This window comes from Luteibacter sp. PvP120, assembly GCF_054055715.1.
Genome location: NZ_JBSRXP010000005.1, coordinates 352356 through 367764 on the forward strand (window position 1 = coordinate 352356; position 15409 = coordinate 367764).

A 15409-nucleotide genomic window follows, 5' to 3' on the forward strand; every position below is an offset into this window, starting at 1 on the left:
CTTTTCAGGGCCGGGCAAGGGACATACTAGCGCGCGAAATCGGCAATAGGGCGCTTGGCGGGATCGCCCGGCAGTTCACGCACCAGTTTGGGAACGAGGTAGCCCGGCAGTCGCCCTCGCAGGCTGTCGATGAGGCGCAGGGCGCGCGCGTCGTCCACCTCGAAGTGGGTGGCGCCAGCCACCTTGTCGAGCTGGTGCAGGTAATAGGGCAGCACCCCGGCCGCGAACGAGCGCTCGCTCAGGCTGGCCAGCGCGTCGGCGTCGTCGTTCACACCGCGCAGCAGCACGGACTGGTTGAGCAGGGTGGCCCCCGCGTCGCGCAGGCGTCCGCATGCGGCATCCACGGCGTCGTCGAACTCGTTGGCGTGGTTGGCGTGCAGCACTACCACCTTCTGCAGGGGCAGGGCCCCCAGCCAGTCGGTGAACTCGGCGTCCACCCGCTCGGGCAGTACGACGGGCAGGCGGGTGTGGATGCGCAGCCGGATGACGTGGGGCAGGGCGGCCAGGCCACGGGTCAGCTCCGCGAGCTTGTGCGTGGCCAGCGACAGCGGATCGCCCCCGGACAGGATGATTTCACGGATGGAGCTATCCGCCCGGACGTGGGCGAGGGCGTCGCGCCACTGCGCGGCGGCGGCGATTTCCTCGCCATAGGGAAAGTGGCGGCGGAAGCAGTAGCGGCAGTTGACCGCGCAGCTGCCACTGGCGATCAGCAGCGCCCGGCCGTCGTACTTGTGCAGGAGGCCCTGCCCGGCCTTCGCCGCCATGTCGCCCACGGCGTCGACGGTGAAACCCTCGGCGGTGTCGTGCTCGGCGCGGCGGGGCAGCACCTGCAGCAGCAGGGGGTCGTTCGGATCTCCCGGACGCATGCGGGCCACGAAGCCGCGGGGCACGCGCAGGGGAAAGCCCGCATCGTCGGGCGGCAGGAGGTCCGGCCGGCCGGCGAGCCCCACCGCGGCGAGGAGTTCGCCCGCGTCGGTGATGGCTTCGCGCCATAGCTCGCGCCAGGCCCTGGCGGGCGGCGATAGGCGTGACATGGGGCTTGCGGTTATCATTGCGGACCTTGGGTCGGGCCTTGCAGCCCATCACAGACCCCATTTTAACCGCCCAGCGGGGCGGATATCACTCCGGAGCAGATACAGATGGGCATGCTTGGCCTCAACGACGTCAAAACGGGCAAGAAGATCATCCACAACGGCGATCCCTGGATCATCACCGAAGCGGACTTCGTCAAGCCGGGCAAGGGCCAGGCGTTCACCCGTATCCGCATCCGCAACCTCAAGGACGGCCGCACCACCGAGCAGACGCTGAAGTCCAGCGATTCCTACGAAGAGGCCGATGCCGTCGATACCGACGCCAGCTTCTCGTACGTCGAGGGCACCGGCAACGACCGCGAGTGGATCTTCATGCAGAGCGAGACCTACGACCAGCACCGTGCCAGCCTGGCCGCCATGGGCGACGCCTGGAAGTGGCTCAAGGGTGACGAGGAATGCGTCATCACCCTCTTCAACGGCAACATCATCGCCGTGCAGGCGCCGAAGTTCGTCGAACTGAAGATCGTCGAGACCGACCCCGGCGTCCGTGGCGACACCTCGGGCGGCGGTGGCAAGCCGGCCACGCTGGAAACCGGCGCCGTGGTCCGCGTGCCCCTGTTCGTCAACCAGGACGAAGTCATCAAGGTCGATACCCGCACCGGCGAGTACGACAGCCGCGTCAAGTAAGGCCGTCCATCCCCGTTCGGCCGATCGGCACGGTGGCCTCCAGGGCACCGTGCCGCTTTTGTTTCGAGGCTCCCGTTTCCCCATCGAGGCCCCCGCATGAGCAACAGCCCCATTGAGATCGACCTGCTGATCGAGGCGCGCTGGGTCGTGCCCGTCGAGCCCCACGCGGTGGTCCTGGACGACCACGCGGTGGCCGTGCACGGCGGCGAGATCCTCGCCATCCTGCCGGCGGACCAGGCTCGCGCTGCCTACGCGCCGAAAGAGCGCGTGATCCTCGACGAGCACGCGCTGATCCCCGGGCTGATCAATGCCCACACGCACAATCCCATGACGCTGCTGCGGGGCCTGGCGGACGACCTGCCGCTGATGACCTGGCTGCAGGAGCACATCTGGCCTGCCGAGGCCCGCGTGATGGGCCACGACTTCATCCGCGACGGGGTGGAGCTGGCGGTGGCGGAGATGATCCGTGGCGGCACCACCTGCGCCAACGAGAACTACTTCTTCCCCGATGTCATCGCGGCCACCTATCGCAAGATGGGCTTTCGCGCCGTCATCGGCCTGCCGGTGATCGACTTCCCCACGCCCTGGGCGAAGACCTCCGACGAATACTTCAGCCGCGCGCTGGAAGTGCACGACTCGCTCCAGGGCGAGCCGCTGCTGACCACGGCCTTCGTGCCGCACGCGCCGTACACCGTGTCCGACGAGAACTTCGAGCGCATCCGCGTGCTCTCCGATCAGCTCGACATTCCCGTGCACCTGCATACCCACGAGACTGCGCAGGAAGTGGAAGAGGCAGTGGCGAAGGACGGCATGCGTCCGTTCGCGCGCCTGCAGAAGCTCGGCATCGTCAACGAGCGCCTGCTCGCCGTGCACATGACCCAGCTCACCGATGGCGAAATCGCCGCCTGTGCCGCCGCCGGCGTGTCGGTGGCGCATTGCCCGGAATCCAACCTCAAGCTGGCTTCCGGCTTCTGTCCCGCCGAGAAGCTGCGCGCCGCCGGCGTCAACGTCTGCATCGGCACCGACGGCTGCGCCTCAAACAACGACCTGGACATGTTCAGCGAGATGCGCACGGCCGCCCTGCTGGCGAAGGCCGTGGCGCAGGATGCCGCCGCGTTCGACGCAGCTTATGCGCTGCGCGCCGCCACGCTCAACGGTGCGAAGGCCATCGGCCTGGGTGACCGCGTCGGTTCCATCGAGCCGGGCAAGCGCGCCGACTTCGCCGCCGTACGCCTGGACGCGCTCGAAACCCAGCCGCTGTACCACGTCGCGTCGCAGCTGGTGTATGCCGCCGGTCGGCACCAGGTCAGTGACGTGTGGATCGACGGCCAGCGCAAGCTGTCCGGCGGCGAGCTGGTCGATGTCGATGTCGCCGGCATCCGCGAGAAGGCACGCGGCTGGCGCCAGCGCATCGCCGCCGGCGACGATGCCACCGATGCGTGACCCGAACCCTCGTCATTTTCCTGCCGCCCAAGCGTGGCGCGCCCGCAGCGCCCCGGAGGCCTGAACCATGCAAACCCAGAACCCATCGAACGTCAGCCCGGACGAGATCGCCCGCTTCGAAAAGCTCGCCGCACGCTGGTGGGACCCGGACGGTGAATCGCGTCCGCTGCACGACCTGAACCCCGTGCGCGCCGCCTACGTGGGCGCGCGCGCCAACCTGCGCGGCGCGCGGGTGGTCGATGTCGGGTGCGGTGGCGGCCTGCTCAGCGAGGCACTGGCCCGTGCCGGCGCGCAGGTGACGGCGATCGACCTCGGTGCCAAGCTGATCGAGATCGCGAAGCTGCACCTGTTCGAGTCCAACCTGCAGGTGGACTACCGCGTGCAGTCGTCGGAGGCACTCGCCGCCGCCGAGCCGGCCTCGTTCGATGTCGTCTGCTGCATGGAAATGATCGAGCACGTGCCCGATCCGCTGGTGCTGATCCGCGACCTGGCCGCCATGCTCAAGCCGGGTGGCCAGTTGTTCCTTTCTACGCTCAACCGCACGCCGCTCGCGTTCGGTGCGGCCATCGTGGGTGCGGAATACCTCATGCGCCTGCTGCCGCGCGGCACGCACCACTACGCGCAGTTCCTCAAGCCCTCCGAGGTGGCCGGCATGCTGCGCCGTTTCGATCTTGAGATCGAAGACCTCCGCGGGCTCGCCTATAACCCGCTGACGCGCAATGCCGCGCTGTCGTCCAACACGTCGGTGAACTACGTGCTGGCGGCCCGGAAGGGCGCGTGAGCGTGCTGTCGTTCAAGCCGGAAGGCGTGTTCTTCGACCTCGACGGCACGCTGCTGGACAGCGCGCTCGACCTGCACGCCGCCGTGGTCGACCTCTGCGCCGAACAGGGGGCCATGCCCCCGGCCTATGACGCGGTACGACCGGTGGTGTCGCGCGGATCGCGCGCGATCATCGCGGCGGCCATGCCGGGGCTGGATGCGGAGGCGATCCTGGCGCTCGTCCCTCGCTACCTGGAGATATACGAAAGCGGCCTGGCCCGCCACACGGTGCCCTTCGAGGGTATCGAGTCGCTGCTGGCCGGCATCGAGACCGCCGGCATGCGTTGGGGCGTGGTGACCAACAAGCCCGGTTTCCTCACCGATGCGCTGCTGCCACGTGCGGTGCCGCACTGGAAGCCCGCCGCCGTGGTCTCCGGCGACACGTTGCCGGTCAAGAAGCCCGATCCGGCGCCCGTGGTGCATGCCTGCGCCCTGGCCGGCTGCGCGCCGTCCCGCTCCGTGTTCGTCGGCGACGATCGCCGCGATATCGCCGCCGGCGCCGCCGCAGGGTGCTACACCGTCGCCGTGCGCTGGGGCTACCTCGACGGCGGCGACCCGGACACCTGGGAGGCCGACAGGGTCGTCGATCGTGTAAGCGACCTCGCTGCGTTGCTGGGCGTAGGGGAGGCGGTGGCGTGAGCGACGGCGCAACCCAGAGCTACATCGACAAGTGGCTGGCGGTGCAGCCGCAACAACGCATCGCGCTGGGCTTCGTCGATCCGGCCGTGCGCGACGAGCACGTGGCCCTTGCCGCCTTCGAACAGGAACTGATCGCTTCGGCCTACGGTATCCGCGAGCCGCAGGTGGCCGCCGCCAAGCTGCAGTGGTGGGCGGAGGAACTGTCCGGCGCGGCAGCCAGTGGCGGCCGGCATCCGCTGACCAAGCAGCTGTTCGCCAGCGAGCGGGCACGCCGAGTCCCGGCGGCGCTGTGGCTCGCGCCGGTGCTGGCCGCCATGGCGCAGCTGGAGCAGGGCACCTCGTCCGATTTTGCCGCCCAGATCGCGGCGGCACGCGGGCTGCACGGCGCTCTGGCCGCGCTCGAAACCGCATGGTGGTTCGGCCCCGAGGCCTCCGCCGAAGCCGCGACCCGCGTGGCGACCTTGTCGCACCTGGTCTTCGCGCTGTCGCGGCTGGAACTGGACGCCGAGCGCGAACGTCTGCCCGTGCCCATGTCGCGACTGGCGCGTCACGGATTGTCGCGCGGCCAGTTGAAAACGGATGCGCCGGAGCGCCGCGACGCCATCCGCGCGCAGTTGCAGGAGCTGGCTGCTGGCCTGCGCGACGCACTGTCGCTGGATGCCCCGCTGAGCACGTTCCGTGGCCTGGAGGGCCGCACCGCGCTGGCCACCGCCCGTGGTGCCGCGCGGGCCCGCGAGCCGTTCACCGAGCTGCATCGGCGGCAGTCGCGCACGGGCCCGGCGACAGCCATCCGCGCCTGGCTGGCCGCACGTCACGCGGGACGATTGGGCTGAACACACCGTTTCCCGGCACTCACCATTGAGCCCACGCGCTGGGCCCCCATTTCGGCACGGTCAGGCCGGACAACCCGGTCCCCAGGATATCCACGATGTACATCCACGAGTCTCCCACCCGCCTGTTGCCCGACGTCGCGTCGCAGGACCATGCCCTCGCCCTCGGCACGCTCGACTGGGTGGGCATGGACGGCATGGAAATGCCGGTGGCGTTCGATGCCGGTGACGGTGACATCCGCTCCACGGGCGCCCGCGTGGGTGCCTTCGTCAACCTGGTCAAGGCCGAGGCCCGCGGCATCCACATGTCGCGGCTGTACCTGCTGGTCTCCGAGGCGCTGGGCGCCGGTCCGCTGACGATCGCCGGTGTCCGGGCGCTGCTGGAGGCCTTCCTCGCCTCGCACGAAGGGCTGTCCGACCATGCCCGCGTGACCATCGCTTTCGAGCACCTCGTGCGGCGGCCAGCCCTGCGCAGCGAGAACAGCGGCTGGCGCGCCTATCCGATCACCATCGAGGCGACGCTGAGCCAGGGTGCGTTCCGTCTGGAGATCACCACGGACGTGGTGTATTCCTCGACATGCCCAGCCTCCGCAGCCCTGTCCCGTCAGCTGATCCAGGACAACTTCGCCAGCACGTTCTCGTCCGGCCAGCCGCTGGACCGCGACACCGTGCTCGCCTGGCTAGGCACGGAAAAAGGTGTGCTGGCCACGCCACATGCGCAGCGCAGCACGGCCACCCTCCGCCTGTGCCCCGCCGGTGAGGGCGTGTTCCCGCTGATCCGCCTCATCGACCAGGTCGAGCATGCGCTGGGTACGCCCGTGCAGACGGCGGTCAAGCGCGCCGACGAACAGGCCTTCGCCCTGGCCAACGGCCAGAACCTGATGTTCTGCGAAGATGCCGCCCGCCGCATCCAGAAGACCCTGGAAGCCGCCCCCGACGTGGCCGACTTCCACATCCGCGTCGCCCACCACGAAAGCCTGCACCCCCACGACGCCGTCGCGTTCGCCCGCAAGGCGCGGTAAGGCGCCCTTGCGGCGCCGCAGCTCCCTTCAGCGAATCCCCGGCAGCAACAACGGATCGAGCCGTGTGCCGAACCAGTTGAAGCCCCAGTGCACGTGCGGCCCGGTGGCGCGTCCCGTCTTGCCGGCCGCGCCGATCACCTGGCCCTGCTTCACGTGCTCGCCCACGGTCACGTCGATGCGCGACAGGTGCAGGAAGTTGGACGACAGTCCGAAGCCATGGTCGAGCAGCACCGTGCCGCCCGTGAGGTACAGGTCGGGCTTGGCGAAGGTGATGACGCCATCGGCCGGTGCCTTCACCGGCGTGCCCTCGGGAACGGCGATATCCATACCCGAATGCGGGGCCTTGGGATCGCCGTTGTAGATACGCTGGTTGCCGAAGCGGCCACTGATCCTTCCCTTCACAGGCCAGATGAACCCGTGGGTGAAGTCTTCGCGGGTGTCGTCGCGGTTGCGTGCGGCGACCACCTCGGCCTGCTCGCGCTCGATCCGTGCGGCGATCTCCGGCGGCGGATTCACGGTGGTCGGCGGCACGCCCTCCACGCGCTCGATCGGCCAGTCGCGCGGGGTGACACCGACCTGGCGCTTCGTCCCGTCCACGACCACGACCAGCGGGCCCTTCTCGTCGCGCCCGGCACCGAACACGAACACGCCGTCGTCGCCCACGTGCACCGGTTTGCCGGCAACGGTGACCCGCGCGCCCGGGGGTGCGTGGGCGATCACCAGGCCGCCCTGCGACACGCTGACGGGCAGGTCGGGAACGGCGGCCGATGCCGCCGCGACCGAGAACAGGGCGAGCGCCGTGCTTACGATCCTTCTCATCGGTCGAACGTCAGGCGCTGGCCACGGACAGTGCCATCGACGGTCTTGCCGTCCCACACGCGCTGGCCGTTGACGAAGGTCGAGACGATGCTGCTGGAGAACGTCTCGCCTTCGAACGGCGACCAGCCGCACTTGGAGAGGACTTCTTCGCGGGTAACCGTGTGCGGTTTGTTCGGGTCGACAAGGACCAGGTCGGCCGCGTAGCCCTCGCGCAGGAAGCCGCGGTTCTCCACGTCGAACAGTTTGGCAGGGGCGTGGCATACGGCCTCGACCACGCGCTCAAGGGTCAGTTTGCCTTCGGTCACGCGCTGGAGCGCCGCCTGCAGGGCGAACTGGACCAGCGGCAGGCCGGACGGCGCCTTGTCGTACTTCTGTTCCTTTTCTTCCAGCAGGTGCGGGGCGTGGTCGGTGGCGAGCACGTCCAGGCGGCCTTCGGCCAACGCCTCGATGATGGCCTCGCGGTCGGACTCGTCCTTGATCGCCGGGTTGCACTTGATGAACGAGCCCTTTGCCTCGTAGTCGGCCCTGCCGCCGAAATGCAGGAAGTGCACGCAGGTTTCCGCGGTGATCCGCTTGCCTTCGATCGGGCCGGGCTCGAACAGGGCCAACTCGTCGGCGGTGGAGATATGCAGCACGTGCAGGCGGGTGTTGTGCTTCTTCGCGAGCGAGATGGCCAGCCGGGTGGACTTGATGCACGCCTCGCGCGAGCGGATGTGCGGGTGCTCCCACATCGGGATGTCGTCGCCGTACTTCTCATGGGCCTTGGCGAGGTTCACGTCGATCATCGGCGTGTCCTCGCAGTGGGTGATGATCGGCGTGGGCGCGTCGCGGAAGATGTGATCGAGGGTTTCCGGGTTGTCGACCAGCATGTTGCCGGTGGATGCGCCCATGAACACCTTGATGCCCGGCGCGGCCTTGGGGTCCAGCGCGCGGATGGCCTCGAGGTTGTCGTTGCTCGCCCCCATGTAGAAGGCGTAATTGACGACCGACGATTTGGCGGCCAGGTCGTATTTGTGTTCCAGGGAGTCGCGATCCAGCGCGGGCGGCTTGGTGTTGGGCATTTCCATGAAACTGGTGATGCCGCCGGCGGCACAGGCGCGCGATTCACTGGCCAGGTCGGCTTTCTGGGTGAGCCCCGGCTCGCGGAAGTGCACCTGGTCGTCGATCATGCCGGGCAGCAGCCAAAGGCCGGTGGCGTCGATGACCTGTTCGTCACGCTCCGTTGCCAGGTCCTGCGCAATGGTCGCGATTTTTCCGCCACGTACGCGCACGTCGGCCTTGAACCGGCGGCCTTCGTTGATCAGTTCGGCGTTCTTGATGAGCCAGGCATCAGTCATGGGTATGCACTCCTTGGGCGCCGCAGCGGCGCAGGACGAATTGTTCGGGGACGGGGTCGTGGCCGCCTTCACACAGCGGCTGGCAGCGCAGGATGCGCCATAGTCCCAGGATCGAGCCGCGCAGTGGCCCGAACCGGGCGATGGCGACGCGGGTGTAATCGGAACAGGATGGATGGAAGCGGCATCGGGCCCCGAGGAGGGGACTGAGCCACCGTTTGTAGAAGGAAAGCAGTATCAGGAGAAGGCGGGTCACAATCAGTCCGGTGCCTACCGGCGTAAGCCAGAGCACAGTATCCCAGAAGAGAGGTTGCTGGGGTAACGCATCTGGGCTATAACACCCCGCCGCCACGGCCACCGAGGTGAAGGATATGGCGAAAAACGCTAGCAGTTCCGCAGCCGCCAAGGGCGCCGCCAAGAAGGGCGGGTCAGGCGATGTGACGTCGGCCAGGACGCCGGCCAGCAAGACGGTGGCCAAGGCCGCAACGAAGACGACCGCGCCCGCGGCAAAGAAGGCTGTGCCCGCGCCGGCCGCGAAGCCCGTGGGCAAGCCGGCGGCGCCCACCGCCAAGGCCGCGGCGAGCAAGGGCGCTCCTGCCAAGGCCGCCACCGCGAAGGCCCCGGCCAAGGCGGCAGCCAACAAGGCGGCATCCACCCACGCTGCCGTCGGCAAGCCCGCCGCCGGCAAGTCGGCTCCGGCCGCTGCCAAGGCGCCGTCGAAGCCGACCGCTGCCGCCGCCAAACCGGCCGTCACGGCGGCCGCGACGAAATCCAGGGCGCCGGCCAAGGCCGGGCCCGCACCCGCTTCCCCGCCGGCGGCGAAACCCTCCGCCCCGGTCCATGACGCACCGACGCCAGTGAAGGGCAGGACCGCCTCCGCGGTCGGCAGCGCCACCTCATCCAGTAACGAGAAGTCCACGCACCCCAGCATGAACAGCACCGCTCCCCAATCCCCCGACAATGGCATCACTCGCGAGGACGGCCGTTACGCACTGCCGGCTTCGACTCTCATCGACCTGCCCAAGGGCTACAAGCCCGGCCCGGACGAGGAGTACATGAATCCTCGTCACCTGGCTTATTTCCGCAACAAGCTGAAGGACTGGCGCGACCAGCTGGTCGAAGAATCCCGCCAGACCATGGACAACCTCCGTGAGGAAGTCCGCGACGTGGGCGACGAGGCCGAGCGCGCCACGCGTGAAACCGAGAACTCGCTCGAACTGCGCACTCGCGACCGCTATCGCAAGCTCATCTCCAAGATCGACAAGGCCCTGCGCCGGATCGAGGAAGGCCGTTACGGTTTCTGCGAAGAGACCGACGAGGAAATCGGCGTGGAGCGTCTCGACGCCCGCCCGATCGCCACGCTCACCCTCGATGCGCAGGAGCGCCGCGAGCACCTGCAGAAGCAGATGGGCGACTGACCGTCACCCGTTCCGCTTCGGCATGAAAGAGCCCGCGAGCGATCGCGGGTTTTTTTTATGTCACTCAGCCATAGGCTGCACCTGCTGGCGCACCGCCTCCAGCAACAGCGTGGCCAGGCGGCTCGCCGGAGCCTCGGAGTGGGCCTGCGCGCGATACAGCACGAGTGAAATCTTCGGCAGTGCCGGCAGCGACAGCACGGCGCGGTCGAGCGCGCGCACATGCGAGGGTAGCCCGAATGGCGTGCGCACCGTGAGGCCGAGGCCTGCCGACGTGGCGGCCCACAACGCGGCCAGGCTGGCACTGCCGAAGGCCCGGCGCCAGGGCAGGCCGGCACGGTCGAGCGCGGTGATGACGATCTCGCGCAACGGGCACGGCGCGTCGAGCATGATCAGCGGTAACGGCTCTTTGCTCTTGGGTCGACGCGGGCCGGAGCCACCGTGCTCGCGTTCCGTCCACCAGGGGGCATCGACCCGCTCAGCCGCCGTCGGGCCGATCCATAACAAGGGGAGCCGCGCCACGCGCTCGGCGTACGGAGATAGGGGCTGGTCGCCCGCGTCCCACGCCAGCGCCAGGTCGAGCTGCCCCAGTTCGAGGCGCTCGCGCAACTCGCCGCTGCGCGCCACGCAGGCCTCGATGCGCACCTTGGGGTGCGCGCGCGCGAAGCGCCCCAGCACGGCCGGCAGCAATGTCTCGCCGAAGTCTTCCTGCAAGCCCAGCCGCACCCAGCCCTGCAAGTCGGCGCCGCGCATGGCGGCGCCGGCTTCGTCGTTGAGTTCAAGCATGCGGTGCGCGTAGGCCAGTAGTGTCTCGCCAGCGTCTGTCAGTGCCAGGCCACGCCCCTTCTTGCGGAACAGCACCGTGCCGGCCTGCGACTCCAGCTTCTTCAGCTGCGCGCTCACGGCAGAGGTCGAACGCCCCAGCCTGTCGGCCGCGCGCGCGTAGCTGCCAAGGGCGATGCCGGTGGAGAACGTGCGCAGCACATCGAGATCGAGCATCACCTGGCCCGTAGGCAGCGTCATGTTTATCGTCCTGTTTTTCAGGACTAATATCGCATTATTTTCTGATTTTCAAAACCTTCGAAGCGGCGGAGACTGCGTCGCATCATGACCTTATCGACGTGTTCTTCGACGTACCCACCGCGCCATCGCTGGAAGGTGCTGGCCGCTGGGGTGGCCGCCAACGCAGCGTTTTCCGTGGCCTTCAGCGGCATTCCCATGACAGCGGTGCTCATGCGCACCGGCTACCGGCTCGACAACGCCACCCTCGGCCTGGTGCTCGGCCTCATGGGCCTGGGTATCGCGGTGAGCGAACTGCCGTGGGGCCTGTTGACCGACCTCTGGGGAGACAGGCCCGTGCTGCTGACCGGCCTGGGCAGTACCGCGCTCGCACTCGTGGCGATGGCGCTCTGGGCCGCGCCGACTGCGCGGCACATCCCCGGCCTCGGCGTCCTGGGGGCGGGGCTGTTGCTGGTCGGCCTGCTGGGCGGCAGCGTGAACGGTGCGAGCGGCCGTGCGGTGATGACCTGGTTCGACGCCAGCGAGCGCGGGCTTGCGATGAGCATCCGCCAGACCGCCGTGCCGCTGGGCGGTGGCATCGGCGCGCTGGTGCTGCCGTATGTGGCGCTGCACTTCAGCTTTGCCGCGCTCTACGGCCTGCTGGCCGTGCTGTGCGGGCTGGGCGCGGTGATGAGCTGGGCCTGGGTGCATGAGCCGGGCATCAAAGCGAGCGTGGCCGACGCAGTCCTCTCGTCTAACGCATCAAAAAAAGGCCCGCTGCGAGATGCGCGCGTGTGGCGCATCGTGCTGGGCATCGGCGGCCTCTGTGCGCCACAGTTCGCCGTGCTGTCCTTCGGCACCGTCTTTCTGCACGACTTCGGTCATGCAGGCCTTGCGACGGTCACTGCCACCATGGTGTTCACGCAGGTCGGCGCGATGGTGATGCGCGTGTGGAGCGGCCGTTGGACCGACCGTCATCGCAACCGACCCGCCTACTTGCGGGCCTGCAGCGCACTCAGCGTGCTGCTGTTCGCGGGACTTGCGGTGCTGGTGATGGCCGCGGGCACGCATGCCGCCGACTCGGGGGCGCTGCGCGTCGCACTGGTTGTATTGCTGGGTTTGAGCGGTGTTTGCGTCTCGGCATGGCACGGCGTCGCCTACACGGAGCTCGCCACGCTGGCCGGTGCGGCGCGTGCGGGCACCGCCTTGGGCATGGCGAACACCAGCGTGTTCCTGGTGTGCTTTGTCACGCCTTTCTCGATCCCCTACCTGCTCGCGTATCAGGGCTGGCCGATGGTGTGGCTCGCCGCAAGCGCCTGTGCGCTGGTAGCGATGCCATTGCTGGTGCCGCGTGCCGAACGCCTTCCCGCGCATGCGTGAGAGGAACCGTTTTTACGTCTCCAGCGCCTGGGCGGCCTGGGCCTTGAGCTTCACCAGCATGGCCGCCAGGCCGTTGGAGCGGGTGGGCGAAAGGTGCTTGGCCAGGCCGATGTCCTGGATGAAGGTGGGCTCGGTCTCCACGATCTCCCGCGCGGAACGGTCGGAATACACGCGCAGCACCAGCGCGATCAGCCCCGACACGATGGCGGAATCGCTGGCGGCGTCGAAGTGCATGCGTGAGGCGTCACCCGACGGAATCAGCCAGACCATGGACTGGCAGCCATGCACGCGGTGCGCTTCCGTCTTCCACTCATCGGGAAACGCGGCCAACTGTCGGCCGAGGTCGATGAGGTACTGGTAACGTTCCGTCCAGTCGCTGAAGAACGCGAATTCCTCCGCGATGGCGGTCTGGGCCTCCGAGGCCGTGGCTTCGATAGGCGTGCTCATGCCTTCACCACGCTCCAGCGCGTGCCCTGTGCGCTGTCCTCGATGGCGATGCCCAGCGCCTTGAGCTGGTCGCGGATGGCATCCGATCGCGCAAAATCCTTCGCCGCTCGTGCGGCCCGGCGCTCTTCCAGCAGGGCCTCGACGGCCGCTTCGTCCACGGCATCGCCCGGGTTGCCCTGGCGGAACCAGGCTTCCGGATCGTCCTGGAGCAGGCCGAGCAGGGCTGCGCCGCCGAGCAGGGCCGCCTTGGCCGGGCCTCGCTCCGCGCCGCTGGCGCGCCGCGCCGTGTCCACCAGCTGGGATATCTCGGCCAGGGCCTGCGGCGTGTTGAGGTCGTCGCACAGTGCCGCCTCGACGGTGGCTGGCACCACCGGCGCCCCGGCATCCACGTCGGCCATGTCGCGCAGCGCGCCATACCAGCCGTCCAGCGTGCGCACCGACTGCGTCAGCGCGCTGTCGGACCAGTCGAGCGGCTGGCGGTAATGGCCGCGCAGCAGCATCAGGCGGAGGGCCTCGCCGGGGTGCCGCGCCAGCAGCTCGTGCAGCTGCAGGACATTGCCGATCGACTTGGACATCTTCCGGCCGTCGAACGTCAGCATGCCGTTGTGCAGCCAGTAGCGGGCGAACGTCTTGCCCCCGTGGGCGCAGACGCTCTGGGCGATCTCGTTCTCATGGTGGGGGAAGGTGAGATCCACGCCACCGGCATGGATGTCGATGGTCTCGCCCAGGTGCGCCTCGCTCATGGCCGAGCACTCGATATGCCAACCGGGACGGCCACGACCCCAGGGGCTGTCCCAGCCGGGCAGGGAGGCATCGGACGGCTTCCACAGCACGAAGTCGCCGGGGCTCTTCTTGTACGGGGCCACCTCGACCCGGGCGCCCGCGATCAGGTCGTCCGGATCGCGACCGGAGAGCGCGCCGTACTCGGCATACGATTCCACATGAAAGAGCACATGGCCTTCGGCGGCGTAGGCGTGCCCGGACGCGACCAGTCGCTCGATCATCCCGACGATCTGCGGGATGTGGTCCGTGGCGTGGGGCTCGACATCCGGCGGCGCCACGCCCAGGCGGGCCATGTCCTGACGGAAGGCCTCGGTGTAACGCGCGGTGATCTGGCCGATGGGCACGCCCGCCGCACCCGCGGCGGCATTGATCTTGTCGTCCACATCGGTGATGTTCCGCGCGTAGACCAGCGTCGGATAATGGCGGCGGATCAACCGCGCCAGGACGTCGAACACCACCGGCGGACGGGCATTGCCGATGTGGATGTAGTTGTAGACGGTGGGCCCGCAGACATACATGGTCACCCGGTCCGGGTCCAGCGGGATGAACGCTTCCGTGCGGCGCGTCAGGGTGTTGTAGAGCGAGATCGGCATGCGGGAATCCATGAACGTGCGCGGTGGGTGACCGGCCGTGAATACTAGCAAGGCCAGCGCCCGGGCGGGCGCACGCACGATGGCGCGTTCGGTTGACATCAAATGTGACGACGTGGGCCGGGAGTTCTAAGCGTGGATTCAGCGTTAACTTGTTGAAATACACATCAGTAGGCGCGCCTGTGCGCCTGGCTGGAGGTTTTCCTACATGTCTCGCCTGCTTATCCCTGCGCTTATCCTCGCCGTTTTCGCCTCTGGCGTCAGCGCCCAGGACGGGCGGTATGCGCCTCCGCCCCCACCGGGTCCGGTCGGCCCGGACGACAACACCCATTTCGGTTGGGCCGATGTCCTGCGTGTGGACCCGGTCTACGGCGTCGCGCGGGTCGAAACGCCGCGCCAGGAGTGCTACGACCAGCCGGTCGTGCGTCGCGAGTCCAGCGGCAACAGCACCGCCGGCACCATCCTGGGCGCCGTGGTCGGTGGCGTGCTGGGCAATACCGTCGGCCATGGTGATGGCCGTAAGGCCGCCACGGTCGTCGGCGCGGTCGCCGGCGGCGCGGTCGGCAACGGCATCGCCCGCAATGGCGATCGCACCTACGAAGGCACGGAAACCCGCTGCCGCGACGTCAGCTCGGTCTCGGAGCAGCGTCGCATCGCGGGCTACGATGTCGAGTACCGCTACCGGGGCGAGGTCTACGTCTCGCGCCTGAACTACGACCCGGGCGAGCGCCTACGGGTACGGGTGAGCGTGGCGCCGGCGGACTGACCGGCTTCGGGCACGGTAGCGACGAAAAGGCCACGAGCGATCGTGGCCTTTTCGTTGGCACCATGTGCCTGTTTCCGCCTTCCGCGCCTTCCGCGCCATTCGTAACCACGTAGGAGCGCACGATGTGCGCGAAAAGCCAACAAAGCGGTGAAGCGGTGAAGCGGTACCGCTCGAGCAAGAGCCGGCGGGTAGCCCCCTCGGGGCCACGCCTACGGCGACCCGTCAAGGAAGGGCCGCTCTGCGGCCGTTTATCTATTGCCCTTCGGGCCGGGTCGGGCTTCGAACGGAGGTTTCCGATTCGACATCCTGTCTCAGCGGAAACGGCCGGCCGTCCTGGCCGGCCCCCTTCGGGCTTTTTCCGTTCGAATCCCTCGCCTGCGGCTACCGGCCCCGAGGGGGCTACCC

Annotated in this window: 16 protein-coding genes; 9 read left to right on the top strand and 7 right to left on the bottom strand. The window is 68.3% G+C overall.

All coding sequences use genetic code 11. The features are described 5' to 3' along the window. Positions 1 to 26: 26 nt before the first annotated feature. Positions 27 to 1052: an EF-P beta-lysylation protein EpmB gene (gene epmB, locus ACVKN3_RS12785; RefSeq protein WP_354515271.1), complete on the bottom strand. Its 1026-nt coding sequence runs from the start codon at positions 1050 to 1052 to the stop codon at positions 27 to 29. An 87-nt stretch (positions 1053 to 1139) separates the two neighbouring features. On the opposite strand from epmB, the gene efp reads away from it, so the two are divergent. From efp to folE2, 6 genes are all read left to right on the top strand, one after another. Then, the gene (gene efp, locus ACVKN3_RS12790) at positions 1140 to 1718 is read left to right on the top strand and encodes an elongation factor P (protein ID WP_036142959.1); all 579 of its coding nucleotides are present in this window, start codon (positions 1140 to 1142) and stop codon (positions 1716 to 1718) included. A gap of 96 nt (positions 1719 to 1814) precedes the next feature. Beyond that, positions 1815 to 3161: a TRZ/ATZ family hydrolase gene (locus ACVKN3_RS12795; protein ID WP_354515269.1), complete on the top strand. Its 1347-nt coding sequence runs from the start codon at positions 1815 to 1817 to the stop codon at positions 3159 to 3161. Between the two features lie 67 nt (positions 3162 to 3228). Continuing rightward, positions 3229 to 3942, top strand: a complete 714-nt coding sequence (ubiG, locus tag ACVKN3_RS12800; protein ID WP_285402167.1) for a bifunctional 2-polyprenyl-6-hydroxyphenol methylase/3-demethylubiquinol 3-O-methyltransferase UbiG — start codon at positions 3229 to 3231, stop codon at positions 3940 to 3942. Further along, positions 3939 to 4619, top strand: a complete 681-nt coding sequence (locus tag ACVKN3_RS12805) for an HAD family hydrolase (RefSeq protein ID WP_285402165.1) — start codon at positions 3939 to 3941, stop codon at positions 4617 to 4619. The genes ubiG and ACVKN3_RS12805 overlap by 4 nt, the downstream gene beginning before the upstream one ends. Further along, complete coding sequence (locus tag ACVKN3_RS12810) at positions 4616 to 5452, top strand: squalene/phytoene synthase family protein (protein ID WP_354515266.1); 837 nt, start codon at positions 4616 to 4618, stop codon at positions 5450 to 5452. The genes ACVKN3_RS12805 and ACVKN3_RS12810 overlap by 4 nt, the downstream gene beginning before the upstream one ends. Before the next feature lie 95 nt (positions 5453 to 5547). After that, positions 5548 to 6471, top strand: a complete 924-nt coding sequence (gene folE2 / locus ACVKN3_RS12815) for a GTP cyclohydrolase FolE2 (protein ID WP_354515264.1) — start codon at positions 5548 to 5550, stop codon at positions 6469 to 6471. Positions 6472 to 6498: 27 nt separating this feature from the next. On the opposite strand, the gene ACVKN3_RS12820 is transcribed toward folE2, so the two are convergent. Genes ACVKN3_RS12820 through yidD form a run of 3 tightly spaced genes read right to left on the bottom strand, consistent with a single transcriptional unit; the run spans position 6499 to position 8880 of the window. Further along, complete coding sequence (locus ACVKN3_RS12820) at positions 6499 to 7290, bottom strand: M23 family metallopeptidase (protein WP_285402159.1); 792 nt, start codon at positions 7288 to 7290, stop codon at positions 6499 to 6501. Further along, positions 7287 to 8627 carry a dihydroorotase gene (locus ACVKN3_RS12825; RefSeq protein ID WP_354515262.1) on the bottom strand — a complete coding sequence of 447 codons (1341 nt, stop codon included), beginning with the start codon at positions 8625 to 8627 and terminating at the stop codon, positions 7287 to 7289. Before ACVKN3_RS12825 ends, ACVKN3_RS12820 begins: the two co-directional genes overlap by 4 nt. Beyond that, on the bottom strand, positions 8620 to 8880 hold the full coding sequence (gene yidD / locus ACVKN3_RS12830; RefSeq protein ID WP_240003931.1) for a membrane protein insertion efficiency factor YidD: 261 nt from the start codon (positions 8878 to 8880) through the stop codon (positions 8620 to 8622). Before yidD ends, ACVKN3_RS12825 begins: the two co-directional genes overlap by 8 nt. 115 nt (positions 8881 to 8995) lie before the next feature. Here yidD and dksA point away from each other — a divergent pair, with 115 nt between their 5' ends. After that, entirely contained in the window at positions 8996 to 10042 is a 1047-nt protein-coding gene (gene dksA / locus ACVKN3_RS12835; RefSeq protein WP_354515260.1) for an RNA polymerase-binding protein DksA, read from the top strand. 60 nt (positions 10043 to 10102) lie between these two features. On the opposite strand, the gene ACVKN3_RS12840 is transcribed toward dksA, so the two are convergent. Next, complete coding sequence (locus ACVKN3_RS12840) at positions 10103 to 11062, bottom strand: LysR substrate-binding domain-containing protein (protein WP_285402153.1); 960 nt, start codon at positions 11060 to 11062, stop codon at positions 10103 to 10105. A gap of 150 nt (positions 11063 to 11212) precedes the next feature. On the opposite strand from ACVKN3_RS12840, the gene ACVKN3_RS12845 reads away from it, so the two are divergent. Beyond that, on the top strand, positions 11213 to 12418 hold the full coding sequence (locus tag ACVKN3_RS12845; RefSeq protein WP_456991868.1) for an MFS transporter: 1206 nt from the start codon (positions 11213 to 11215) through the stop codon (positions 12416 to 12418). 12 nt (positions 12419 to 12430) lie between these two features. Here ACVKN3_RS12845 and ACVKN3_RS12850 read toward each other — a convergent pair whose 3' ends face one another. Both ACVKN3_RS12850 and cysS read right to left on the bottom strand, forming a co-directional pair. Continuing rightward, entirely contained in the window at positions 12431 to 12865 is a 435-nt protein-coding gene (locus ACVKN3_RS12850) for a SufE family protein (RefSeq protein WP_285402149.1), read from the bottom strand. Beyond that, complete coding sequence (gene cysS / locus ACVKN3_RS12855; RefSeq protein ID WP_285402237.1) at positions 12862 to 14241, bottom strand: cysteine--tRNA ligase; 1380 nt, start codon at positions 14239 to 14241, stop codon at positions 12862 to 12864. Before cysS ends, ACVKN3_RS12850 begins: the two co-directional genes overlap by 4 nt. A gap of 205 nt (positions 14242 to 14446) precedes the next feature. Here cysS and ACVKN3_RS12860 point away from each other — a divergent pair, with 205 nt between their 5' ends. Beyond that, on the top strand, positions 14447 to 15004 hold the full coding sequence (locus tag ACVKN3_RS12860) for a glycine zipper 2TM domain-containing protein (protein ID WP_285402147.1): 558 nt from the start codon (positions 14447 to 14449) through the stop codon (positions 15002 to 15004). The last annotated feature ends 405 nt before the right edge of the window (positions 15005 to 15409 follow it).

Excerpts from the sequence above, each read along its gene's own strand:
- epmB (WP_354515271.1), bottom strand. The coding sequence starts at position 1,052 with ATGATAACCGCAAGCCCCATGTCACGCCTATCGCCGCCCGCCAGGGCC.
- efp (WP_036142959.1), top strand. The coding sequence starts at position 1,140 with ATGGGCATGCTTGGCCTCAACGACGTCAAAACGGGCAAGAAGATCATC.
- ACVKN3_RS12795 (WP_354515269.1), top strand. The coding sequence starts at position 1,815 with ATGAGCAACAGCCCCATTGAGATCGACCTGCTGATCGAGGCGCGCTGG.
- ubiG (WP_285402167.1), top strand. The coding sequence starts at position 3,229 with ATGCAAACCCAGAACCCATCGAACGTCAGCCCGGACGAGATCGCCCGC.
- folE2 (WP_354515264.1), top strand. The coding sequence starts at position 5,548 with ATGTACATCCACGAGTCTCCCACCCGCCTGTTGCCCGACGTCGCGTCG.
- ACVKN3_RS12820 (WP_285402159.1), bottom strand. The coding sequence starts at position 7,290 with ATGAGAAGGATCGTAAGCACGGCGCTCGCCCTGTTCTCGGTCGCGGCG.
- ACVKN3_RS12825 (WP_354515262.1), bottom strand. The coding sequence starts at position 8,627 with ATGACTGATGCCTGGCTCATCAAGAACGCCGAACTGATCAACGAAGGC.
- dksA (WP_354515260.1), top strand. The coding sequence starts at position 8,996 with ATGGCGAAAAACGCTAGCAGTTCCGCAGCCGCCAAGGGCGCCGCCAAG.
- ACVKN3_RS12840 (WP_285402153.1), bottom strand. The coding sequence starts at position 11,062 with ATGACGCTGCCTACGGGCCAGGTGATGCTCGATCTCGATGTGCTGCGC.
- ACVKN3_RS12850 (WP_285402149.1), bottom strand. The coding sequence starts at position 12,865 with ATGAGCACGCCTATCGAAGCCACGGCCTCGGAGGCCCAGACCGCCATC.
- cysS (WP_285402237.1), bottom strand. The coding sequence starts at position 14,241 with ATGCCGATCTCGCTCTACAACACCCTGACGCGCCGCACGGAAGCGTTC.
- ACVKN3_RS12860 (WP_285402147.1), top strand. The coding sequence starts at position 14,447 with ATGTCTCGCCTGCTTATCCCTGCGCTTATCCTCGCCGTTTTCGCCTCT.